This window comes from Corynebacterium sp. KPL2850, assembly GCF_040225855.1.
Lineage (GTDB): Bacteria > Actinomycetota > Actinomycetes > Mycobacteriales > Mycobacteriaceae > Corynebacterium.
Genome location: NZ_JBEHFV010000002.1, coordinates 108,355 through 130,163 on the forward strand (window position 1 = coordinate 108,355; position 21,809 = coordinate 130,163).

Annotated in this window: 22 protein-coding genes and 1 riboswitch; of the genes, 16 read left to right on the top strand and 6 right to left on the bottom strand. The window is 58.5% G+C overall.

Translation table 11 applies throughout. From position 1 onward, the window contains the following. The first annotated feature begins 50 nt into the window (after window positions 1-50). The 3 genes from ABRP93_RS01275 to ABRP93_RS01285 are packed head-to-tail and all read left to right on the top strand — an operon-like array spanning window position 51 to window position 3,082. A complete protein-coding gene (locus ABRP93_RS01275; RefSeq protein WP_023022319.1) occupies window positions 51-650 on the top strand; it encodes an FxsA family protein in 600 nt (199 codons plus the stop codon). Then, window positions 651-2,168 carry an apolipoprotein N-acyltransferase gene (gene lnt / locus ABRP93_RS01280; RefSeq protein ID WP_284771870.1) on the top strand — a complete coding sequence of 506 codons (1,518 nt, stop codon included), beginning with the start codon at window positions 651-653 and terminating at the stop codon, window positions 2,166-2,168. Between the two features lie 14 nt (window positions 2,169-2,182). Continuing rightward, window positions 2,183-3,082: a polyprenol monophosphomannose synthase gene (locus ABRP93_RS01285; RefSeq protein WP_284771869.1), complete on the top strand. Its 900-nt coding sequence runs from the start codon at window positions 2,183-2,185 to the stop codon at window positions 3,080-3,082. A 78-nt stretch (window positions 3,083-3,160) separates the two neighbouring features. Here ABRP93_RS01285 and ABRP93_RS01290 read toward each other — a convergent pair whose 3' ends face one another. After that, complete coding sequence (locus tag ABRP93_RS01290; RefSeq protein ID WP_005279221.1) at window positions 3,161-3,538, bottom strand: RNA polymerase-binding protein RbpA; 378 nt, start codon at window positions 3,536-3,538, stop codon at window positions 3,161-3,163. Between the two features lie 127 nt (window positions 3,539-3,665). On the opposite strand from ABRP93_RS01290, the gene ABRP93_RS01295 reads away from it, so the two are divergent. The 4 genes from ABRP93_RS01295 to ABRP93_RS01310 all read left to right on the top strand — a co-directional run bounded on the left by ABRP93_RS01295 (window position 3,666) and on the right by ABRP93_RS01310 (window position 6,419). Then, window positions 3,666-4,007 carry a hypothetical protein gene (locus ABRP93_RS01295; RefSeq protein WP_284771868.1) on the top strand — a complete coding sequence of 114 codons (342 nt, stop codon included), beginning with the start codon at window positions 3,666-3,668 and terminating at the stop codon, window positions 4,005-4,007. Window positions 4,008-4,010: 3 nt separating this feature from the next. After that, on the top strand, window positions 4,011-4,712 hold the full coding sequence (locus tag ABRP93_RS01300; RefSeq protein WP_349886556.1) for a YceI family protein: 702 nt from the start codon (window positions 4,011-4,013) through the stop codon (window positions 4,710-4,712). Window positions 4,713-4,715: 3 nt separating this feature from the next. Further along, on the top strand, window positions 4,716-4,880 hold the full coding sequence (locus tag ABRP93_RS01305; protein ID WP_023022311.1) for a hypothetical protein: 165 nt from the start codon (window positions 4,716-4,718) through the stop codon (window positions 4,878-4,880). 633 nt (window positions 4,881-5,513) lie between these two features. After that, a complete protein-coding gene (locus tag ABRP93_RS01310; RefSeq protein ID WP_349886557.1) occupies window positions 5,514-6,419 on the top strand; it encodes a Dyp-type peroxidase in 906 nt (301 codons plus the stop codon). A gap of 5 nt (window positions 6,420-6,424) precedes the next feature. On the opposite strand, the gene ABRP93_RS01315 is transcribed toward ABRP93_RS01310, so the two are convergent. Beyond that, on the bottom strand, window positions 6,425-7,738 hold the full coding sequence (locus ABRP93_RS01315) for an SAM-dependent methyltransferase (RefSeq protein WP_349886558.1): 1,314 nt from the start codon (window positions 7,736-7,738) through the stop codon (window positions 6,425-6,427). Between the two features lie 201 nt (window positions 7,739-7,939). On the opposite strand from ABRP93_RS01315, the gene ABRP93_RS01320 reads away from it, so the two are divergent. The 4 genes from ABRP93_RS01320 (at window position 7,940) to ABRP93_RS01335 (ending at window position 12,455) form a co-directional block, all read left to right on the top strand. After that, a complete protein-coding gene (locus ABRP93_RS01320) occupies window positions 7,940-9,292 on the top strand; it encodes an NAD(P)/FAD-dependent oxidoreductase (RefSeq protein ID WP_284770682.1) in 1,353 nt (450 codons plus the stop codon). 103 nt (window positions 9,293-9,395) lie between these two features. Beyond that, a riboswitch (TPP riboswitch) is annotated at window positions 9,396-9,489 on the top strand. Further along, complete coding sequence (gene thiM, locus ABRP93_RS01325) at window positions 9,477-10,301, top strand: hydroxyethylthiazole kinase (RefSeq protein ID WP_349886561.1); 825 nt, start codon at window positions 9,477-9,479, stop codon at window positions 10,299-10,301. (Overlaps the previous riboswitch by 13 nt.) Next, window positions 10,298-10,927 (top strand): thiamine phosphate synthase, encoded by a 630-nt coding sequence (thiE, locus tag ABRP93_RS01330; protein ID WP_349886562.1) that lies wholly within the window; start codon window positions 10,298-10,300, stop codon window positions 10,925-10,927. Before thiM ends, thiE begins: the two co-directional genes overlap by 4 nt. Beyond that, complete coding sequence (locus ABRP93_RS01335) at window positions 10,920-12,455, top strand: bifunctional hydroxymethylpyrimidine kinase/phosphomethylpyrimidine kinase (RefSeq protein ID WP_023022300.1); 1,536 nt, start codon at window positions 10,920-10,922, stop codon at window positions 12,453-12,455. Before thiE ends, ABRP93_RS01335 begins: the two co-directional genes overlap by 8 nt. A gap of 4 nt (window positions 12,456-12,459) precedes the next feature. On the opposite strand, the gene ABRP93_RS01340 is transcribed toward ABRP93_RS01335, so the two are convergent. Further along, entirely contained in the window at window positions 12,460-13,062 is a 603-nt protein-coding gene (locus ABRP93_RS01340; protein ID WP_349886563.1) for a class I SAM-dependent methyltransferase, read from the bottom strand. A 116-nt stretch (window positions 13,063-13,178) separates the two neighbouring features. On the opposite strand from ABRP93_RS01340, the gene corA reads away from it, so the two are divergent. Further along, window positions 13,179-14,252, top strand: coding sequence for a magnesium/cobalt transporter CorA (corA, locus tag ABRP93_RS01345; protein WP_005279244.1), 1,074 nt, complete (start codon window positions 13,179-13,181; stop codon window positions 14,250-14,252). Here the strand turns inward: corA and ABRP93_RS01350 are convergent. Then, entirely contained in the window at window positions 14,249-14,704 is a 456-nt protein-coding gene (locus ABRP93_RS01350; protein WP_349886565.1) for a PaaI family thioesterase, read from the bottom strand. The genes corA and ABRP93_RS01350 overlap by 4 nt on opposite strands. A gap of 59 nt (window positions 14,705-14,763) precedes the next feature. Here ABRP93_RS01350 and gnd point away from each other — a divergent pair, with 59 nt between their 5' ends. Further along, the gene (gnd, locus tag ABRP93_RS01355; protein WP_349886567.1) at window positions 14,764-16,215 is read left to right on the top strand and encodes an NADP-dependent phosphogluconate dehydrogenase; all 1,452 of its coding nucleotides are present in this window, start codon (window positions 14,764-14,766) and stop codon (window positions 16,213-16,215) included. Between the two features lie 63 nt (window positions 16,216-16,278). Here gnd and ABRP93_RS01360 read toward each other — a convergent pair whose 3' ends face one another. Beyond that, on the bottom strand, window positions 16,279-17,808 hold the full coding sequence (locus ABRP93_RS01360) for an SLC13 family permease (RefSeq protein ID WP_349886568.1): 1,530 nt from the start codon (window positions 17,806-17,808) through the stop codon (window positions 16,279-16,281). A gap of 225 nt (window positions 17,809-18,033) precedes the next feature. On the opposite strand from ABRP93_RS01360, the gene ABRP93_RS01365 reads away from it, so the two are divergent. The 3 genes from ABRP93_RS01365 to ABRP93_RS01375 all read left to right on the top strand — a co-directional run bounded on the left by ABRP93_RS01365 (window position 18,034) and on the right by ABRP93_RS01375 (window position 21,079). Then, window positions 18,034-19,341: a DEAD/DEAH box helicase gene (locus tag ABRP93_RS01365; RefSeq protein ID WP_349886569.1), complete on the top strand. Its 1,308-nt coding sequence runs from the start codon at window positions 18,034-18,036 to the stop codon at window positions 19,339-19,341. 67 nt (window positions 19,342-19,408) lie between these two features. Then, complete coding sequence (locus ABRP93_RS01370; RefSeq protein WP_502879641.1) at window positions 19,409-20,221, top strand: 3-methyladenine DNA glycosylase; 813 nt, start codon at window positions 19,409-19,411, stop codon at window positions 20,219-20,221. A 48-nt stretch (window positions 20,222-20,269) separates the two neighbouring features. After that, a complete protein-coding gene (locus tag ABRP93_RS01375) occupies window positions 20,270-21,079 on the top strand; it encodes a vWA domain-containing protein (protein ID WP_349886572.1) in 810 nt (269 codons plus the stop codon). A gap of 60 nt (window positions 21,080-21,139) precedes the next feature. Here the strand turns inward: ABRP93_RS01375 and ABRP93_RS01380 are convergent, their stop codons facing one another. Continuing rightward, window positions 21,140-21,703 carry a MerR family transcriptional regulator gene (locus ABRP93_RS01380; protein ID WP_005282882.1) on the bottom strand — a complete coding sequence of 188 codons (564 nt, stop codon included), beginning with the start codon at window positions 21,701-21,703 and terminating at the stop codon, window positions 21,140-21,142. Between the last annotated feature and the right edge of the window lie 106 nt (window positions 21,704-21,809).

The following is a 21,809-nucleotide window of genomic DNA, read 5'->3' on the forward strand; positions in this document are numbered from 1 at the left end:
GATCGAGTGTTGCCAGCATATCGTCAGCTTTGCTCGTTAAACTGGAAACTATGCCGTTTTTATATCTCGTCCTCTATATGCTGGCGGAAACCCTAGCGTTTTGGGCCGTCGCCGAGTGGATTGGCCTCTTTTGGGCGTTCATTGCTCTGTTCATCACCATGTTCTTTGGAATGTCCATCGCCGGTATTGAGGTGCGCCGGTTGATGGGTAAACAGGTAGAACAGGCTGGTGACGGGACCTACTACGTCCGCGATAACGACATGGGTAAAACCGCCGGGAATGTGGGCCTAACCTTGGCCGGTGGCATGTTGCTGTCCCTGCCTGGGTTTTTGACCAGTTTTATTGGTATCTTGCTCATCTTCGCCCCAACGCGGTCGCTGTTTCGAAAGTTTATGGCCGTATCCATCTACCGCAAGGTGGAGAAGATGGGTGTGCGCATTTACGAGGCATCGCCCATGGCACAGCAGCACGATAGCTATGGCAATTTTGGTTCCTTTGGGCAGGCCTCGGGCCAATCTTTTGGGCAATCGTCTGGTCAGAGCGATTCCCACGAAGTTATCGACGAAGAAGAGCTGCGCAACTGGTCCGAAAACCTGGATCCTGATGACTTCGGTCCCCGCGGCGATGGCAATTCGCAGGACGGAAAATAAGTGGCGATATTTTTCGCCCGCCTCGTCATAGCGGGCATATCTGGTGCGCTGACCTTTACCGCCCTTGAGCCGCGCGGCTGGTGGTGGGGCGCGATCATTGGCATCGCCCTGCTGTATGTGAGCCTCATGCCTTGGCGTGGGCGACAGGTGCGCGGGGCCACAGGCGCGCTTTTGGCGGTGGCGCACGGGCTGATTCTGTACTTGCTGAGCCTGCCCTGGATTGGCGAGTTGGTAGGGACCGTGCCCTATGCGGCGCTTGCCATCTGGCTTTCGGTATATGCCATCCTTTTAGGGATATTCGGGGCCTCTGTGGCGCGGTGGCGATATGGATTTCTGGTCTTTCCCTTCGTGTACCTCGCCGTGGAGGTCCTGCGTTCCTCGGTGCCTTTTGGTGGTTTCCCTTGGGTCAAACTGGCGTGGGGACAAATCGAAGGGCCCTTAGCCAATCTCGCCCCGTGGGGCGGGACCTCCCTGATTACAGTGGCAACGGCGCTGTGCGCCTGCGGCCTTGCCGGCTTATTGCTGCGCGGCGGGCGGGTAAAGATTGCCGCTGGCGCCGCCCTTATTCTCCCGCTCATCGTTGGACTAGCGGCCGGGCGTGGCATCGATCCTGCCGATACCAAGGTTGGCGATACCAAGGTGGCGGCCATTCAAGGTAACGTGCCGCGCAGCGGTCTGGACTTCGCCGGGCAGCGTCGCGCGGTACTAAATAACCACGTTCAGGAAACGGAGAAGCTCGCGCGCCGCGAAGACGATATAGATCTGGTGATCTGGCCGGAAAATTCTTCCGATATTGATCCTTTCCGCGATGGGGAAGCAGCCCAAGCCATTAGCGGGGCCGTCGATGCCATTGACGCTCCCGTGCTGGTCGGTACCGCCACCCGCGATGAGGTAGGCGCGCGCAATACCATGCAAGTCTTTACCCCTGGCCATGGTGTGGGCGATCACCACCATAAGAAGTACCTGCAGCCGTTCGGTGAGACCATGCCCATGCGGGACTTCTTCGCGCATTTCTCTGACTACGTTGACCTCGCCGGTGATTTCAAGGCAGGGGACGGGCCCGGTGTGGTCTCCATGAATTCCGTCGCGGTAGGTGTGGCGACCTGTTATGAGGTCTCCTTCGATAATGCCTTCCATGAATCCGTCAAAAACGGCGCGCAGATTCTGACGACTCCGACCAATAACGCAACATTCGGCTTTTCCGATATGACGTACCAGCAGCTGGCTATGAGCAGGCTGCGCGCGCTAGAAACAGACCGCGCCGTCGTGGTTGCAGCCACCTCTGGAGTGTCCGCACTCGTGCACCCAGACGGCAGCGTGAGCCAATCCACGGAGCTTTTTGAGCCCGCGGCACTGGTAGAACGCCTGCCACTGAAAACCGGCGAAACATTTTCGGTGCGCTACGGTTCGCTCATGCAGTGGCTGATGGTTATTATTGGTACCGTCTGCGCACTCATTGCCGTGCGTACTAACCGATTGGGTCGTACACCTCGCGGTGTCGGCGCTAAAGAAAAGTAGGAGCATTAATTACTGTGAGCACTCTTGATTCTGCGACGCTGGTTATCATCCCAACGTATAACGAGATTGAAAACCTTCCCCTGATTACCGGCCGCGTCCGCGAGGCGCTGCCAGAGGTTCACATCCTCGTTGTGGATGATAATTCCCCCGACGGCACCGGCGAGAAGGCCGATGCTTTCGCAGCAGAAGATGACCACATTCACGTGCTACACCGCGAGGGCAAGGGCGGCCTTTTAGGCGCTTATATCGCCGGCTTCGAATGGGGCCTGGAGCGCGACTACCAGGTCCTTTGTGAGATGGATGCCGATGGCTCCCACGCCCCAGAACAGCTGCACTTGCTGTTGGAGGAGATTGACAAGGGCGCGGACCTAGTCATCGGTTCCCGCTACGTGCCGGGCGGCGAGACCGTCAATTGGCCGGCATCCCGCGAGTACCTGTCCCGCTTGGGCAACCTCTACATCTCTTTCGCGCTCGGAACCGACCTGTCCGATATGACCGCCGGCTACCGTGCCTTCCGCCGCGAGCTTTTGGAAGACATCGACTTTGACGAGCTGTCCAAGGCCGGCTATATCTTCCAGGTGGACTTGGCCTTCCGCGCGGTCAAGGCTGGATACGATATCCGCGAGGTGCCCATCACCTTCACCGAGCGCGAGTACGGTGAGTCCAAGCTGGATGGTTCCTTTGTCAAGGACTCCCTCTTCGAGGTAACCAAGTGGGGCGTGGCCCACCGCGCGGAGCAGGTGAAGGATTTTGCCGGCGAGATGTCCAAGCTGGCGGACCACGAGGTCAAATACGGCTCCGTTCACAATGCTGGTCAGAAGGCCCGCAACGGTGTCGGTTGGGCCACCAATTTGGCCAATGAGCTGGGATACTTGGTCAAGCACCAGGTGGGCCAGCTGACTAAGAAGAAGTAATCTAGGCAGCATTAAAGCCCGCACCCCGTGCCAAAATGGCAGTCAGGGTACGGGCTTTAATTAATTCCGTCTTCGCCTTTAAGACTTCTTCTGCTGTTCTTGCTCCTTGAGGAGGCGAGCAGCGGTCCGGCGGCGGGAACGCAGGTGGTTAATGCGCTCTTCCAAAAGCTCATCGAGTTCCTCGATGGAGCGACGCTCCCGCAGCATATCCCAGTGGGTGCGCGGTGGCTTGATGGGCTTAGCTTCCACGCCTTCGCCCTCTACGAGGTGGCCCAGCTTGCCATTCTTGCACATCCACTCTTCAGGGATTTCTGCCTCATGTGCAAAGGGCACCTCATAAATCTCACCATCGTCCGTGCGGTATTTCACCATCTGGCGCGGTGCGAGGTCGTGGTCGCGGTCAGTTTCGTAGCTGACTGCACCCATACGGCTGCCACGGAGTACGCGATCTGCCATGCAACATCATCCTTTTCAAAGAGATCCCTGATTGACGGCGATAGTTTCGCCTAAGAGCTATTTATTATAACGAACACCCACGCGGTATTGTTCCCAGCCCGCCGTTTAATGGACTAAAGTGTATCTAGTGATCCGTACAGCTAGTCGTGAAAGCAATGTCGGTTCCTGCCAGTGGTGTGGAAAGGATATTGACCAAGGCGGTAGGGGACGACCACGTAAGTTTTGCAGCGCCTCGTGCAAACAGCGTGCTTATGAACAAAGAAACAATGTTAGTGGCACGGATATTCCTGCCGATGCAGTAATCTTGAGCCCAGATAAAGTGCAAGGCTTGCGCGACGGCCTTTTTGAATTGCGGTGTTCCGCAGAAGACATTCAAACTGCCGCAAAAGAAGGCGCGAGCGCGGAAGAGCTTTCCAGTCTGTGTGAGGAGCTTATTTCGCTGGCTCGGCGTTTAGAAGGACTTCGATAGTAGATGAAAAAGCTTTTTTATAACCGGAAACTCGTCGTTTCCATCTTCGTGGTTTTAATCCTCGTGCTTACCGCCGTAGCGATCGGCCCGATTGTGTACTCGCTTTTCAAAAGCGGCGGCGTCAAGACGGAGCCCGTGACTGCCGATGGCGCCAAGGCAGCCTCAACGCCGGTCGACGGTTCCTGGTCTGTGGCCAAGGGCCGCGCCGATAACCACACCTCGGTGGGCTTTACCTTCGACGAGGTTCTGCCGGCAGAGAGGACGTCCACCTCTGGGTCGACCACGGAGGTCACCGGCCAGACGGAGATTTCCGATTCCACGCTGGAATCCGCCACCATAACGGTGAATATGGATTCCTTGACCACGGATAAGAAAGTCCGCGACCAAAATATGAAGTCCAAGCTCTTTAAGACCTCAGACTTCCCAGAATCGTCCTTCACGCTAACCAAGCCCGTCTCACTTGCCGATGTTCCCGAAGACGGCACCATAGGCTCCGTTAAGCTCACCGGTGACCTCAAGATCAAGGACAAGACGCAGGAAATCACCCATGAGTTCGATGTTTTGCGCGACGGCGACGATATCGTCATTGGCGGCGATATTCCGATTAACCGCTTGGACTACAACGTGGAGACGCCAGACATGCTGGCGGCTAAGGTTGCCGAGGACGGCGAGATCAACCTGCGCATCTCCTTGAATAAGGACTAAACCGTGAATTCTCGACGTTTAATTCCCGTGCTTTGGTTCCGCCTCATTGTCGTCATAGCTTTCTCGATTTTCGTCGCGGTCCAACAGATGTGGCTAGTCACGGCGGTTGCAGCATTGCTGGCGGTGTTAACCATCTGGCAGCTGTGGAGCGCCTACAAAAACCAATAGCGTTATTTTAACGTCACTGTGACTAAATACCGGGGTATAAGTGCACCAAGGTCCAGCGGCAGGAAAGGACCGCCTGAAGCGAATCTCGACTCAATCGGACGTCCGAGCCGTCCGGAGCCGTGGCGTGCCGCCTGCCAGACACTCCACACAAGCCTCGTCGAAACGATTTCTCAAGCCAGGCTCGCTTCAGGAATCTAAACTCTGGCCACTGAGGAGCCGAAGTCGCAGAAGCTTTGACGTGCTCAAGGCCTCAGCGTGCAGCAACAGGTAGGCCAGCCAACATCCCGGACCGAATCCACGGACCTAAGGGGTTACACTCAAGCCGCCCTCAACTTAACCAGCAGATCTCCATAATTGTCCGATAATGTACATTATGTCATTTTAGATCCGTAGAAGTCCCTCCCATCGTGCCGCGGCCCTTAATCCAAGAATGGTCCAGCCACCCGGGCGCAAAGTGTTCCAAATTTACAAATAGAGCCCCTCAAAAGGCCCAAATCGGCTCGCTATTTGCAAAAACGCATCACGCCATGCCAGCGCATCCCGCATGCAAGCCATGCCGGCACATCACACCAACCCCACACACCACATACACCAAACGTGCAACGCCCAAGGCCAACACATATGCTGGACTTCATGACTATTCAACGCGTTGTCACTAAGCCTTCCCGCGCCGCCCTTTTCTTGGTCTTGAACATTGCAGAAGGCGGCGAGCAAGCCACTCGGGACATGTTCTCCGCATTTGGCGATACCTTCAAGTCCGTCAATTTCCGCCATAACGAGGGCGAGCTGTACACGGTCGTTGGCATCGGCGCCAACATGTGGCCACGCCTCACCAGCGCTCCCCGGCCGGACAAGCTCAAGGAGTTCGAGCCGCTCGAGGGCACGTACAAGGCGCCTTCCACGCCGGGCGATATTTTGCTGCATTTCCGCGCGAATACCTATGACCTCTGCCACGAGATGGCGCGCCAGGTCTTGCGCCAGCTGGGCGATGCTGCGACCGTCATCGATGAGACCCAGGGTTTCAAGTACTTGGACCAGCGCGACCTCCTAGGCTTTGTGGATGGCACCGCCAATCCCCTCCCCGAGGAAGCTCTAGAGACAGTGCTGCTTGCCGATGACGCCGATTATCCCCGCGGCTCCTACGTCACAGTGCAAAAATACACCCATGACCTAGATAAGTGGAGCGGTATCAGCACCGAAGAGCAGGAACGCGTTATCGGGCGTACCAAGGCCGATGACGTGGAGCTCGATGAGGATGCGCAGTCATCAAATTCCCACGTGGCTCTCAATGACCTCGAGGAGGATATCTACCGCGAGAACATGGTCTTCGGTTCCTTTGCCGCAGGTGAGATGGGTACTTACTTTATCGGATATGCCAAGGACCCAGAGGATATTAATGAGCGTTTGCGCAATATGTTCATCGGCGATCCCGAAGGCAATTATGACCGGATCCTGGACTTCTCCACGGCCTTGACCGGTACGAACTTTTTCGTCCCGAGCGTTGAACTGCTGGACGAATTTGATGAGCTTCCGCAATAAAAATCCTAGCGGCGCCCGCCGCGATTGCGGTGGGTCAGTCCGAATTGGACGGATTCTATCATCCCGAGGCTCATGAGCGCCTCACGAAGCGCGAATTGGAAGGTCCATAACCTGCGGAAAACCGGATCAAAGCCGGCAGCGGCGGCCTCACGAAGATGCCCATCAAAAAAGGATCGCTGCTGGCGCAGGGATTCGATATAGTGGCTGCCCACGTGCGTTTCGGACACGATGCGCAAGTGCGAGTTCTTATCCACGAGCCGGTGCACGTCCATGGTCAGCGGATAGTCGAGTCCTGGCCAGATATAGGCCCGCATGGCCTGCAAGGATGCTCGGGCAGCCTCCGACATGGCGTCGGTGGCAACAATGGATTGAAAAGCCGCCCGGCCGTTTGCGGTAAGGAATCGGTCAAGGACCCGAATATATGCCTTGCGCTCCCGCGGGCTTAATTGCTCGAACTTTTCCACGCTGATGATCGCATCGTAGTGCCCGCGCCATTGCTTCGGGCTCGGAACGGGATCCGGAATCCGCTCTATGTGGATAGAGTCTTCCGTTCCAGCAAAGACAAGTGCCTCACGCATCTGGGTGATCTGTTCAACATCGCTGGTCAGGACATCGACAGTGGCGCGGCGCTTGGTAGCGCGTATCGCGGCCTGCATCCCGGCCGCGGGATAAACCAGAATGTGGGTACCGGCGCCGGTGCGGGTGGCATCGAGAAGCCAATCTGCTGCCCTACGCTGCGCCTCACCTAAGTCGTCCCGGTCCACATTGGTGGGTTCGCTCACCGTGGTGACATCAACGAAGTGGCTCTTCGGTTCCCGGCTTCCGGCTTTCGGGGTAAAGCTTTCGACCGTTTCCCGGATCGTCGTCGGCACGCCGCTGGAGAAGATCCCACCGACGTGGCTTAACCCATCGCCAGCATAGAGGCGCACTAGGTCGAGAGGCAGCTCCCCTGGCTCTGAATCTCCTACTCTAACCCCCTGTGGCTTGGGAAGATACCCCACCTGCAGGAGCTTGCCTAAAACCTTCACCAATTGAGTGGAGGATGCGACGGTCCATTCGCCTGCCATATAGCTTTCGGCAAAACCTAACCAGCCCGTGGCAGCGATTCGCTCGAATAACGCATCGTGGCCTACCTTCAAATCGGGGCCGCCAGCAGCATCGAGTTCCAGTTCCAAGCCGGCATTATCGCAGGCCTTGGCGAATTCTGCCTCGGCCCGACGGGATTTTAGCGCCGCCCAGCGCTGCGATGGCACGGTCGCAATATTGGGCCATGCCTCCGCGTCGATGGAGCGTAGATGCTCGGGGGTGGAAAAACTCATGGTTTGGGGAGCGCTCCTGGGTGCAAGGGTCACGGTTGCGCTTATTTTAGCTAGATTCTGAGCGGTTTCGGTTAAGGCGCTCCGCATGAAAGGAAACCTGAAACGCATGTAAATGGGTATCAAGTATGCACGTTATGTAACTAGCGTTTACACTATACGGGTACTTAAATAAGCTTTCTCGAGGAAGGTCGCATTAATTCCATGACTGATACCCCTTATCGTCCAAACGGAAGCCGTCACCACGTCGTCGTGGTTGGCGGTGGATTCGGCGGTCTTAACACTGTGAAGAAGTTGAAGAACGCCGATGTTGAGATCACCCTCATCGATAAGAAGAACCACCACCTGTTCCAGCCAATGCTCTACCAGGTGGCTACCGGCATGATTTCCGCTGGTGAGGTTGCCCCCTCGACCCGCCAGCTGCTGCGCAACCAGGATAATGTGGACTTTGTCAACGGCAACGTGACCGACATTAACCTGGAGGACCAGACGGTTACCGCCGAGCTCGATGACTTTTCGCGCACCTACTCCTATGACTCCCTCGTGGTCGCTGCTGGCTCCAGCCAGTCGTACTTTGGCAATGACCACTTCGCGGAGTTTGCCCCTGGCATGAAGACCTTGGATGATGCCCTGGAGCTGCGTTCCCGCATCATTTCCGCCTTCGAAAAAGCTGAGCTTACCGATGACCCCGCTGAGCGCGAGCGCCTCCTCACCTTCATCATCGTCGGTGCCGGCCCAACCGGTGTGGAGCTCACCGGCCAGATCGCTGAGTTGGCTAACCGCACGCTTAGCGATGTCTACTCCACCTACGGCACCTCCGCCGCAAAGATTTACCTGCTCGACGGTGCGCCGCAGGTGCTCCCGCCGTTTGGCAAGCGCCTCGGCCGCCGTGCTCAGCGCACTTTGGAGAAGGAAGGCGTCAACGTTCGCCTGAACGCCATGGTGACCAACGTCAACGAAGACTCCGTGACCTATAAGAACATGAAGACCGAGGAAGAGGTCACCCTCGAGGGCGCGACCAAGATCTGGTCCGCTGGTGTTTCCGCTTCCCCACTGGGCAAGATGGTCGCTGACCAGGCCGGAGTCGAGGCTGACCGCGCGGGCCGCGTTTCCGTCAACGATGACATGACCGTTGGTGACTTCAACAACGTCTACATCATCGGTGACATGATGTCCCTGAACCGCCTGCCGGGCTTGGCACAGGTGGCAATTCAGGGTGGCGAGCACGTCGCCAAGCTCATCGAGACCAAGGTGGACGAGGAGTCCACGGCCGATGAAAAGGAACCATTCGAGTACTTCGACAAGGGCTCGATGGCCATCGTGACCCGCTTCAATGCCGTTGTGAAGCTGGGCAAGACCGAATTCTCCGGCTTCCCAGGCTGGTTGGCATGGCTCGCCTTGCACCTGACCTACGTCGTTGGTCTACGCAGCCGCTTGGCTGTATTGGTCAACTGGGCGGCTAATATCCTCTCCCGCAACCGCGGCAACCTGGAGATTACTACCCAGCAGCGCATCGCCCGCAACCTTATCGATGAGGCGGAAGAAGAAAAGAACTAAATCCTCCTCGGCACCAGCCGCTGTCCTACTACCCCGCTATGGGGCTGTGGGCGGCGGCTTTTGTGGTTTTCGTCCCTATTTTCCCATTTTTGTTAGGCTTGGGCATTACAACATGGGGTGCCACGCAGTGGCTGAGATACACCCATTGAACCTGCTCTCAGTTAGAACTAGCGAAGGGATTGTTGTGGATTGTTCATTTCTCCGTGCCCACGATGCGGTGCGTGATACCGCTCCACTTATTCAGTGCTTGACCAATAAGGTCGTCAGCAATATTTCTGCCAACGCGCTATTGGCCATCGGCGCCAGCCCAGCAATGGTAGATACCCCAGATGAGTCGCAAGATTTTGCGAAGATAGCCAGCGGCGTGCTTATCAATTGTGGGACCCCGAATTCCGAGCAATACGACGGCATGCGAGAAGCAATCGCCGGTGCGACCGCGGCTGGAAACCCGTGGGTCCTCGATCCCGTTGGCGCGGGTGGTCTGCAAAAGCGCACTGAGTTCATGCACGAAGTCTTGCCGCAGCGCCCGACGGCGATTCGCGGCAATGCTTCCGAGATCATAGCTCTAGCAGGAACCGGAGCCGGCGGGCGCGGCGTGGAGTCCACCGATGGCGTGGAGGCGGCGCTGGAACCGGCGCTCAAACTGTCCCGCGATACTGGAGCCGTTGTTGCCGTGTCTGGCCCCACGGATCTCATCGTGCAGGCAGGCGAAACGCCGCGTGCGGTAAGCCTCGAGTCTGGGCACCCGATGCTGCAAAACGTCATCGGCACGGGTTGTTCGCTGGGCGCTCTCTGCGCGGCTTACCTGGCAGCGTGGGAGGATCCATTCGCAGCGATCATCGCAGCGCATGCGCATGTGGGGGCCGCGGGCAGTGTTGCCGCGGAGAAATCCACGGCACCCGGCTCCTTTGCGGTCGCCTGGCTCGATGCGCTGCATGAGCTGTCCACCGAGGGGATCGACGAGCGAATCTCTGCCTCCGAGGTCGCAGACATTGCGGGGCTGTCATGAGCATCGATTGGACGCTGTACCTCGTCACAGATCCTGAGCTCGCCGGCGGGCGGGACAAGGTCGTTCCCATCGTGCAAGAGGCGGTACGCGGCGGGGCTACCGTCGTGCAATTGCGCGATAAAGAAGCCAGCGACGAGGAGGTCGAGGCTACTGCCCGCGAACTCATGAAGGTCTTAGGCGGCGTACCGCTTTTTATCAATGACCGCGTCGAGGTAGCGGCTAGGGTGGGCTGCCACCTGCACATTGGCCAAAACGATATGGATTTTAACCAAGCCCGCACGCTGCTCGGCCCCGATAAGCTTATCGGGCTTTCGGTGGGCACGCGGGAAGAGCTGGACGCCATTGACCCGCAGGAGGCCCCCGATGTCATTGGTATCGGCCCGGTCCACTCGACGGCGACCAAGAAGAATGCGCCAGCGGGAATCGGCGCTGAGGCAGCCAGGCGCCTTGCCACCGCGGCGCGCGAACGCGGCATCGAGTCCGTCGCTATCGGCGGCATCAAGGCGCACAATGCCCACGAACTTTCTGCAAGCGACTTCGCAGGGATCTGCGTGGTCAGCGACGTTATGGCTGCTGGTGACCCGGCAGCGGCAGCACACAACCTAAAGGAGGCCTACCGTGGCTAAAGGAACCTACCCTCGTATTCTCTCGATTGCTGGAACCGATCCCACAGGCGGAGCCGGCATTCAGGCCGATCTGAAGTCCATCGCTGCCGCGGGCGGGTATGGAATGAGCGTGGTCACCGCGCTAGTGGCCCAAAACACCCAGGGCGTGCGCAGCGTCCACGTCCCGCCGCTGGATTTCCTGCAGGAGCAGCTGGATTCGGTCCGCGAGGACGTAGAGATCGACGCCATCAAGATCGGCATGCTTGCCGATGCCCCCATCACCGACCTCGTGTCCACCTTCCTCGACCAGATCGAGCCGTCCGTCCCCGTGGTCTTGGACCCGGTCATGGTGGCCACCAGCGGTGATCGCCTCTTGGACCCAGAGGCGGAAAAGGCGGTGCGCGAGCTGTGCTCCCGTGCTGATGTCATCACGCCCAACCTCAAGGAGCTAGCCGTGCTGACGCAGACGGAGGAAGCCACGGATTTGGACCGTGCCATCGAGGTGGCTAAGGCGTGGGCCGCTGAGGCGGATACGGCGGTCATCGTCAAGGGCGGGCACCTTGACTCGGCGATTGCCGATAACGCCGTGGTCACTCCCGATGGCAAGGTTCACCGCGTGGAATCGGCCCGAGTGCAGACCAAGAATACCCACGGCACGGGCTGCTCCCTCTCCTCTGCCCTAGCAACGCGGCTTGGCGCAGGCGATGATGCCGCCACCGCCCTTGAGTGGTCGACGGACTGGTTGCACGAGGCGATTGCTAATGCGGATGCGCTGGGCGTCGGCAAGGGCAGCGGGCCGGTAGACCACCTGCACCGCTCGCAGCGCTTGATGCGGGCTGCATCCTCGGTCCCGCTTCCTCACTTGGCTGGACCTTTGGAAGAGGTAGAAAATCCCGAACAGCCGCGGGTTGCCGCCGCTGGCCCGTACACGCAGCGCCTGTGGAATATCGCAGCGGAGCACTGGGATCAGGTAAAGGCACTACCCTTCATCCAGAAGCTCGGGTCCGGAGCACTCGCCAACGATGCTTTCAGTTTCTACCTTGATCAGGATTCGCAGTACCTGGCGTCCTACTCGAAGGCCTTGGCTCGCTTGGCCAGCCAGGCACCCGATACCGCACAGCAATTGCACTGGGCGCAGGGCGCCTACGAATGCCTCGCAGAGGAGGCTGAGCTGCACCGCGGGTGGTTGAAGGATTCGGCCACCACGGCACCATCGCGGGTCACCTGCGCTTATACGGATTTTCTGATTCGCAGCACGCACACGGAAGATTATGCCGTCGGCATCGCGGCGGTACTTCCCTGCTACTGGCTGTATGCGGAGGTAGGCCTGCACTTGGCGGAATTCGACTCGCCGGATCACCCCTACCATGCCTGGTTGGAGGTCTACGGCGGCGAAGATTTCCTCGCCGGGGTGCGCGAGAGCATCAGGATTGTGGAGGAAACCTTAGAAAAGGCGGATGAGGCCACCCGTACCCGCGCCGAGCGCGCCTTTATCAGCGCCAGCATTCACGAGGTAGATTTCTTCGACCAAGCGGACCGGCGCTTTTAAGGCCTTATGCCAATAGGTCTGCGCCAGGCCTGGAAAGCACGGCGACCAAGAAGGTGGAATGCTCCGAGAATAGCTTCATGTCCCAAGAAGAGAATGTGAAGTCTATGCGGTAGCCCACCTTCTGCGCCATATCGAGGAAGTCCTGGAAGTCCCAGCCGCGGCCTTCCCCAAAGCCGGTGACGAAGCGTCCGCCGGGGGTCAGCGAGTTAAAAATATTCCGCAGGGCTTCCTCGCGGCCGTCCACGGCCAAAAATCCCATGACGTTTCCCGCAGAAACAGCGAGGTCAAAGGGTCCTTCAGGAACCTCTTCCGTGCACAGATCCCCGACGAACCATTCGCCGTCCGGGAAGTCATGTTCGGCGTGTTCGATCAGAATAGGGTCCACGTCGATGCCCACCACGCTGTGTCCGCGGCGCAGCAATTCCCCGCCGACGCGGCCGGTTCCACAGCCGGCGTCGAGGATGGTGGAATTGCGTTCCACCATGGCATCGACAAGCCGGGCCTCCCCATGAATGTCCTTGCCCTGCGCCTCTAGCATCTTCCATTTGCGGGCGAAATTATGGGAGTGGGCGGGATTGGCTTCGGTAACTTCTTTCCACGTAGGCATAGATTCGATTATATTACCCACCGTCGGTGTAAGCTTTACCCGCTGCGTAAAACGTGGCCCGTTTTACTACTTGATTGCGTTACTATCCGCACTATCGTGCAAAGGAGGCTGAAACGATGCCGTCCGTACCCACGCCCTTTAGGGGCCGAAAGAAATCCACGCCTCCTAGTCAGCCTTCCTTCCCACCGGTTCCTGCCGAGCGCGCCATCGAGCACTGCCGCGTCTTCGTTGATGGTGAGGCCCTGCCCGGCGAGTATTCCGCGCATTCCGCCCTAGAAACCGTGGCGGAATATGGGCGTGGATTTGTTTGGGTGGGCTTGCATGAGCCCTATGAATCCCAGATGACGAAGATCGCTTCGCAATTTGGCATCCACGAGCTCATCGTGGAAGACGCTGTTATGGCCCACCAGCGCCCAAAGCTAGAGCGCTACGATGACCAGCTCTTTGTGGTGGCGCGCTCGGTGAATTACCGCGACCACGATGAGGTAAAAGATAAGCGCCAGATCATTTCTACGGGCGAAATTCAGATGATTATGGGCTCTAACTTCATCATCACCGTCCGCCACGGTGCAAAGCTGCCTAACTTGGCCTACACAGTCGAAGACGAGCAGGATTTGGTGGAGCTCGGCCCCGTCGCCATGGCCTGGAAGATCCTAGACATGATGGTGGACCGCTACTCTGAGGTCGCCCGCCTGATTAGTGATGAAGTCGATGAACTCGAAGAGGAAATCTTTACCCCCAACCTCAAATTCGACGTCGACCGCATTTACATGTTCAAGCGCGAAGTCTTGGAAATGAAGCACGCCATTTACCCGCTGTCTGCGGCGCTAAAGGCAATGGTCTCGGATCATAAGGATCTCATCTCTAAGCAGATCCGGTCCTACCTGCGCGATGTCTATGACCACGAGCTCGTGGTCAATGACTTGGTGGCCAGCTTCGATGAACGCTTGACTTCGCTTATTGATGCCTCGGTGGCCAAGGTCACCATGCAACAAAACTCCGATATGCGCACCATCTCCGCCGTGGTTGGCATGTGGGCCGCGCCGACCCTCGTCGCCGGCATTTACGGCATGAACTTCGATATCATGCCGGAGCTGCACTGGGCCTTTGGGTATCCCATGGCAATAATCATCATGGTTGCTGTGGTGGGCGGCCTGTGGGCGTGGTTCCGGAAGAACCACTGGCTCTAGCTGCGCTCACCCATAATCATGGTGCGCAGCGTGGTGCGTGCAACCAAGGTGTCTCCTTGGCGCATTTCTACGCTCCACACGTGGGTCCGGGTGCCTAATTGAATGGGGGCGGCCACCGCTTCTAGCTCGCCCTCACCTGTCGCTTTGATGAAGTCCGTGGAGTTATTGACTCCCATCGCTGGGGCATCGGCAGCAGCGACGCTGGCAAGGGAGGCTACCGTTTCCGCGATGGTGCAATATAGCCCGCCGTTCGCCACGCCCCAGGGTTGGTGGTGCTGAGGGGTCACGGTGAGGTGCGCGCGGGCCTCGGTCGGGCCCACGCGGTCGAAGGTGAGCCCGATGAACTCGGCAAGCCCGCCGTTGACCGAATTTAGTTTCTCCAGTTCCTCCTCGTTGAGCAGGCGCGTGTGCGCGGTGTGAAGTAAGTCATTGAGTATCTGGGTATCTGACATAGCCTTCAAGCTTAGCCGCCAGCGCGGCGAAAGTGAGGCGGTGACGTAGGATAGGCACCATGACTGAAAAGAACGAACTCGCGCACATTGGTGTTGTCGGCCTAGCGGTAATGGGCTCCAACCTAGCCCGCAACTTTGCCCGCAATGGCAATAACGTCGCCGTCTATAATCGCAGCCCAGAAAAGACCCACGCCCTCATTGAGGCCCACGGTGACGAAGGAAACTTTATTCCTTCCGAGTCCATCGCGGATTTCGTGGCTTCCTTGGAGCGGCCCCGCAAGGCCATCATCATGGTGCAGGCGGGCAAGGCCACCGATGCGGTCATTGACCAGCTTGCCGATGCCATGGATGACGGCGATATCATCATCGATGGCGGCAATGCGCTGTTTACGGATACCATTCGTCGCGAAAAGGAAGTGGCCGAGCGCGGCAAGCACTTCGTGGGCGCGGGCATTTCCGGCGGCGAGGAAGGCGCCTTGAACGGCCCGTCCATCATGCCTGGTGGTCCGGCCGAGTCCTGGGAGACCTTGGGCCCCATCCTGGAGTCCATCGCTGCCGAGGTAGATGGCACCCCGTGCGTGACCCACATTGGACCGGATGGCGCCGGCCACTTCGTTAAAATGGTCCACAACGGCATCGAGTACGCCGATATGCAGGTCATCGGCGAGGCCTACCAGCTGCTGCGCTACGGCGCTGGCATGGAGCCTGCCGAGATCGCGGAAATCTTCAAGGAGTGGAACTCCGGCGACCTGGACTCTTACCTCATTGAGATCACCGCCGAGGTACTGGCCCAGAAGGATCCGGATACGGGCGCCCCGCTTGTCGATGTCATCTTGGACGCCGCCGGCCAGAAAGGTACCGGCCGCTGGACCGCCATCAATGGCTTGGAATTGGGCGTTCCAATTACCGGGATCGCCGAGTCCGTCTTTGCCCGTGCACTGTCTTCTTCTAGCCAGCAGCGCGCCGCCGCGCAGGAGGGTCAGCTTCCAGCAGGCACGAACGCGGACTTCGACATCGACAAGGATGCGTTCATCGAAGACGTTCGCCGTGCGTTGTATGCCGCCAAGCTCATCGCCTACTCCCAGGGCTTCGATGAGATCAAGGCTGGTTCTGCTGAATTCGGTTGGGATGTCGATCCGCGCGACTTGGCCACCATCTGGCGCGGCGGCTGCATCATCCGCGCTAAGTTCTTGGACCGAATCCGCGAGGCATTTGATACCAATCCAGAGCTTCCCGCCCTCATCCTGGATCCCTACTTCAAGGGCGAGCTGGAAGACCTCATCGAACCGTGGCGCCGCGTCGTCGTCGCGGCAACCCAGATGGGCCTGCCCGCCCCGGTATTCGCGTCTTCGCTGTCGTACTACGACAGCCTGCGCGCCACCCGCCTGCCCGCCGCCCTTATCCAGGGCCAGCGCGACTTCTTTGGCGCGCACACCTTCAAGCGCACCGATAAGCCCGGCACCTTCCACGTCGAGTGGTCCGGTGACCGCAGCCTGACGCAAACGGACTAAACTGCCGTACACATAGAGGGAGGACCTGCTCGGTGCAGGCCCTCCCCTTTTTAGTACCTGGCCTTAGACCAAGCCGAGCCACGACCAGTAGGTGGCAGAGAGCAGCAGGATGAGCAGGTATCCGACGATGGTCAGCGGGATACCAGAGCGAAGGAATTGTTTGGTGCTAAAGGCACCGGTGCCATAGGCCAGCATATTCTGCGGCGCCGAGACGGGAAGCAAGAATCCGAAGCAGATGACGAACTGCTGAATGACCACGAAGCCGATGCCGCCGTTAGGCACATCCAGCGTGGAGGCCAAAGCAATAAAGACCGGGATGAGCGCGGAGGCAAGCGACGTAGCAGAGGCAAAGCCCAAGTGGATGAGGATATTAAACAGCGATACCAGCGCAATCGTTGCCAGAATCGGCAGCGAATCCAGCCCCATCAGCCCGAAGGTCTTTTCTGATAGCCACGTGGCAGCGCCCGTATCCAACAGGAATGAGCCGAGCGAAATGCCGATGGCAAAGACGATGAGGGTACCCCAGCTCACTGATTTTTGGGCCTCTGGCCAGGTAAACACGCCGATCTTCGGTAACAGCATCAGGGCAACGGCCACCGCGGTAATGACGGCCGAACTAATCGGGTGCAGCAGTCCCTCCGTGGCCCAGAAGAAGAGCAGGAGGAGGGAAAATCTGATGAGCCTCTTCTCTTCCGGTGAGGTGGGCCCGAGGTCTTCTAGCTGCTTGGCGATGAGCTCCTTTCCTCCCTCAATGCGCTCCGTTTCCGGTTTGATGACGGCGCGCATGATGAAATACAGCGCAATGGACATCAGGATGGACCACGGTGCGGCCCAAATGAACCATTGGCCCCAAGAGACCGACTGCCCCATTTGATCCTCGATAAACCCCACCGCCACGAGGTTTTGTGCGGCGGCGGTCTTAATGCCCACGTTCCAGATCGATACGGCTTGCGCTGCGGTAATGACGAGTAGAGCACCCAGCTTCGACTCATAGGAAAGGCCGAAGGCGGCTACCATACCGAGCAAGATGGGTACTACGGCGCCCGCACGCGCGGTGGCAGAAGGAACGAAGAAGGCCAAGATGATGGCAATCGCAATGGCGCCGATAACGATGTGGGAGGTCTTCTCCCCCGCGACCTTCAGCACGTACAGGGCAATCCGCTTATGCAGGCCCGTAGCTTGCATCGCCCCGGCCAGAATCAGCGCTGCGGCCACGAGTGCTACCGCGGAGGAGGAAAATCCTGCCATCGCGACCTTGAGAGCGTTGGAGGTGCCGTAGATGCCATCGGATTCTGGATCCGGCCCGAGCCCCAACAGCAGGGAAATAAGGCCAACGATGAGCAGGGCGCTTACCGGATAGCTCACGGCCTCGGTCACCCACATGATCACCGCGAAGGCCAGCATGCCCAGAGCCACTTTGGCGGGCCAGTCGAGTCCTGGAATCGGGATAAGTAAGACGACCGCTAGAGCCACGAAGGCCAGCGCGAACCACACGGCATCAAGGTGAAACCTCTCCTTCTTCGTGGGCTCTGTTGATTCCTGCGGTGAGGAGTGGGAAGAAGTACTGGCTGCGGATGCTTGTGCTTGAGCCATGTGACGACTCCTTAACAGTTCGGTGTGGCCTTGGAAGGGGCCGGTGAGTGGAGGAAAAGATTTGCGTGCTTCCCAGCACCACCTTCCACGTTAGGTAATAACCAGTGAAATACCTAAAGCAGGGGCTTATTTTTGCTATGGGATTTCTCACTTGTAGCTTAGCCCACCAATCGTGCGTCGGGCGATGCGGGATTTTGCGCGCCCACCAGTTAGAATTGCCCAACGATGACTACTTTTGCCGAACTCGGCTTACCTCAGCGCGTGGTTCACGTTTTACACAACCAAGGAATCACGGAAGCTTTCCCCATCCAAGCCGCAGCCATCCCCGATGTACTCGCAGGCAAGGACGTACTTGGCCGCGGGCCTACCGGTTCCGGTAAGACCTTTACCTTTGGGCTTCCTACATTGGCCCGATTGGCTGGCTCGGGCGCCTCTACCCCGGGCCAGCCCCGCGCGGTCGTGCTCGCCCCCACCCGCGAGTTAGCGACGCAGATCCAACAACGCCTCGATGAGCCCGCCGCCGCATTAGGGCTACGCGTCCTCGCCGTGGTCGGCGGCGTTAATATCAACCATCACATCCGCTCTCTGGCACGCCCAGTAGACCTCTTGGTCGCCACACCTGGTCGCGCCCAAGATCTCATCGCCCAAGGGAAGTTGTCCTTCGACAAGGTACAGATCACCACTCTTGACGAGGCAGACCAGATGGCCGATATGGGTTTTCTTCCCCAGGTGCGCAAGCTTTTAAACTACACCCCGCCCACCGGTCAACGGCTGCTTTTTTCTGCGACCCTCGACGGGGACGTCAATAAGCTGGTCGAGCAATTCCTGCACGATCCCGTGGTCCACTCCACAGCTCCAGTTGCCGCGGCGGTGGAATCGATGTCGCACCACCTATTTTTCGTGGGCGATCGCCCCGCCCGCAATGAGGTGGTTATGCGCATCGCTGCGCGCGCAGGCAAGACCATCATGTTCATGCGTACCAAGCACGGCGTGGACAGGCAGGTAAAAAAGCTTCGGCGTGCCGGCATTAACGCCTATCCACTGCACGGAGATAAGGGCCAGGGGGCGCGCACCCGCGCCATTTCTGGCTTTGCCGATGGCTCCATTCCAGTCCTCGTAGCCACCGATATTGCGGCGCGCGGCATCGATATTGCAGACGTTTCCCTCGTCGTCCACGTGGATCCGCCTGCAGAACACAAGGCCTACCTGCACCGCGCAGGGCGTACGGCGCGCGGCGGTGCGGCGGGTACAGTAGTTACCCTGGTCACCGATGAACAGCGCTCAGAGGTAGCTGCCCTCATCAAAAAGGCCGGTGTGAGCGCTACCGAACACGATATTTCCCACCGCGAAAACCCGGCCGGTGCTCCTGATCTGCGCACGGTCACCGGCGCCCGCAAGCCGCACGGACCGGCCCTTCCGCCGCCGGGCGAAGACGGTGCTAACGGCGCGGGCCAGCAACAAAAGAAACAACCCCCACGCCAACAGAAACGGCAGGTTGGTGGAGCCAGGAGGGGTAAGGGGCGGCGCCGCTAAGCGCTAGCGAAACAGAAAGGAGGATTCGCGCGTGCAGGTTTTATCTACCGCTGACTGGACAGCCCGCATGAATGAGCACGAGCGGCGGGCGGCGGACCGCCTGGAGAGGTTTCGCCATCCGGGCAGCTATCATCCCGTATTTGATTTCCTCTTTGAGTACTACCCTGTCCGCCCGTCGCATCTAAAGCGCTGGCATCCGGGCATCGACACGGCGCTCAAGGGTCACGCGCCGCAGGCTAGCTGGCGCGATTACCACGAGACTCCGGACGGCATCACCGTGGACGTGGAGTCCTATATGCAACGCCGCGGAAGTTCCGTTGACTATATTTTGGATCTGCTGCGGCGCTCTGCCACCAACCCGGTGCACTTCGATTGTTTTGGTCTGCACGAATGGGCGATGGTTTACCACACCGATTCCCCACGCCATGATCTCCCGCTGCGCTTAGGCGCAGAAGGAACCAACCGGGTCGTTGATACTCATTCTCTAAAGTGCTCGCATTATGATGCGTTCCGTTTCTTTACCCCGCCCGCGCGTCCGCTCAACTTGACGGTTCTCAACCGTGAGGATCAACCGGCCAACGACCAGGCAGCCTGCGTGCACGTGACCATGGATCTTTATAAATGGGCGTGGAAGCTTGGCCCCTTGGTCCCAGGTGATCTCTTCCTCGATTGCCTGGATCTGGCTATCGATGCCCGCATCCTTGACATGGAGGCCTCTCCGTATGATTGCCGTAATTGGGGCCTTGGGGTAGTTCCTATTGAAACACCAGAGGGCAAAGCGACGTATGTCAACCGTCAACGGAGCCTCGCGCAGCGAGCCCAACCACTGCGTGAGCGGCTTGTCGCAGTAATGGAAAAGGCTTATTGCCAGTTACACTAGATTAAACGCATCATGCGCTGGCTCGGGAGTTTTGGAGAAAGGCACTACATGGCACGGCACTCAAACGGGGAAAACAGATTCGCACTAGCCGGCTGGGTTATCGCGGTTATCATCATCGCAATCCTTGCCGTTATCGCACCTTTAATTTTCCTGTTGCGCGCTGGGGATGACGCTGGAGAGCCTACAGCCGCAGATACCGCGTCCCAATCCCCTGTGGAAAGCAGCCCAGGAGTCTCCTCCTCCGCTCCGAGTACGCCGGACGACGGCGAAGAGGGCAAAGAGGCTTCGGGCTCGGCTTCCTCCTCCACCGTGGAGATGGCCCCCAATACTCTCCTGCTCGTTGATACTTCTGCGAATATGACCGCGATGTTTGACGCAACGCAACAAGCGCTATCTGGCACCGCAGAAAAATTGAGTGACAACAATAGTCAGGTTGCCTTGTGGAACTATTCGTCCCCCATTTCGGAGGCCGCGGCGGTGGGCTACCGCGATAACCTCGGATTCGGCGATGGCTCTGAGGTGTCGCAGACACTCGCGGCACTCGGCACCGGTGGTGTGCCGCAAACGCGCAGCGCTACAATCGCGGCACTGAATACCGCAGCGGATCAAGCCGTTGGCACCAACCAAAAGACACGGGTCGTCCTCGTTACGACCGGTACTGAGCTCGACATGGATGATGCCCAGTTTGCCGCCTCCCTTGACGGCGCGAAGTCAGACAACGTAGAGCTATCCGTTGTCCACGTGGGCCCAGGGGAAGTCGATGAACAGCTAAAGGACGCTGCTGAAAAATTCACTAGTGTCGATGCAGGCACCCAGGAGGACCTCAACGCCGCGGTGGATAAGGCCGCTGGGGTTTAAACAAAAAGTTCTCCCTCCACCCCGTGAGCTGGGGTCGGGAGGGAGAACTTTTAAGAAGACCTAGGAGCTCTTGCGATTGCGGCGAGCGGCGAGCTCATCGAGGCCAACCACATTATCATCGGGCAATTCCTCGATGCGCTCTGCGGGGAAGGACGTAATTGTGCCGGACAGTTCCTTCAAGATTCCCGGCACTGCGATGCCGAATACACCCTGACCGCCGGCGAGAAGGTCAATGACCTCATCATTGGAGCGGCACTCGTACACGGTGGTGCCATCAGAGACGAGGGTGAGCTCCGCCAAATCGTTAACTCCGCGGTCATGCAACGATTCCACGGCCAAGCGGATATTCTGCAGGGAAATACCGGTATCGAGCAGGCGCTTAACAATCTTGAGGACCAAGACGTCCTTGAAAGAATATAGGCGCTGCGAACCCGAGCCGCGGGCGGTGCGAATGGAGGGGTTGACCAAGTTGGTGCGTGCCCAGTAGTCCAACTGGCGGTAGGTGATGCCAGCAACTTGGCAGGCGATGGGCACGCGGTACCCCACTTCTTCGTCCGGTCCCACATCAAAGAGGGATTCTTGGACGTACTGGGACTCGGACTGAGTGTCCTCGGTGATGCTCACGTAATTACTCCAATGGGGTTTGTTGGAAGCTCTAAAGATCAATTAAATGCCAAGCGCACACCCCCGTCAAGCGGTGCTTGCTTAACCTTCGAGTACAACTTTAGAC

Coding starts and splice junctions, on each gene's coding strand:
- ABRP93_RS01365 (WP_349886569.1), top strand. CDS start 18,034: ATGACTACTTTTGCCGAACTCGGCTTACCTCAGCGCGTGGTTCACGTT.
- ABRP93_RS01360 (WP_349886568.1), bottom strand. CDS start 17,808: ATGGCTCAAGCACAAGCATCCGCAGCCAGTACTTCTTCCCACTCCTCA.
- gnd (WP_349886567.1), top strand. CDS start 14,764: ATGACTGAAAAGAACGAACTCGCGCACATTGGTGTTGTCGGCCTAGCG.
- ABRP93_RS01315 (WP_349886558.1), bottom strand. CDS start 7,738: ATGAGTTTTTCCACCCCCGAGCATCTACGCTCCATCGACGCGGAGGCA.
- ABRP93_RS01350 (WP_349886565.1), bottom strand. CDS start 14,704: ATGTCAGATACCCAGATACTCAATGACTTACTTCACACCGCGCACACG.
- ABRP93_RS01370 (WP_502879641.1), top strand. CDS start 19,409: ATGAATGAGCACGAGCGGCGGGCGGCGGACCGCCTGGAGAGGTTTCGC.
- ABRP93_RS01290 (WP_005279221.1), bottom strand. CDS start 3,538: ATGGCAGATCGCGTACTCCGTGGCAGCCGTATGGGTGCAGTCAGCTAC.
- ABRP93_RS01300 (WP_349886556.1), top strand. CDS start 4,011: ATGAAAAAGCTTTTTTATAACCGGAAACTCGTCGTTTCCATCTTCGTG.
- ABRP93_RS01375 (WP_349886572.1), top strand. CDS start 20,270: ATGGCACGGCACTCAAACGGGGAAAACAGATTCGCACTAGCCGGCTGG.
- ABRP93_RS01340 (WP_349886563.1), bottom strand. CDS start 13,062: ATGCCTACGTGGAAAGAAGTTACCGAAGCCAATCCCGCCCACTCCCAT.
- ABRP93_RS01275 (WP_023022319.1), top strand. CDS start 51: ATGCCGTTTTTATATCTCGTCCTCTATATGCTGGCGGAAACCCTAGCG.
- thiE (WP_349886562.1), top strand. CDS start 10,298: ATGAGCATCGATTGGACGCTGTACCTCGTCACAGATCCTGAGCTCGCC.
- corA (WP_005279244.1), top strand. CDS start 13,179: ATGCCGTCCGTACCCACGCCCTTTAGGGGCCGAAAGAAATCCACGCCT.
- ABRP93_RS01310 (WP_349886557.1), top strand. CDS start 5,514: ATGACTATTCAACGCGTTGTCACTAAGCCTTCCCGCGCCGCCCTTTTC.
- ABRP93_RS01320 (WP_284770682.1), top strand. CDS start 7,940: ATGACTGATACCCCTTATCGTCCAAACGGAAGCCGTCACCACGTCGTC.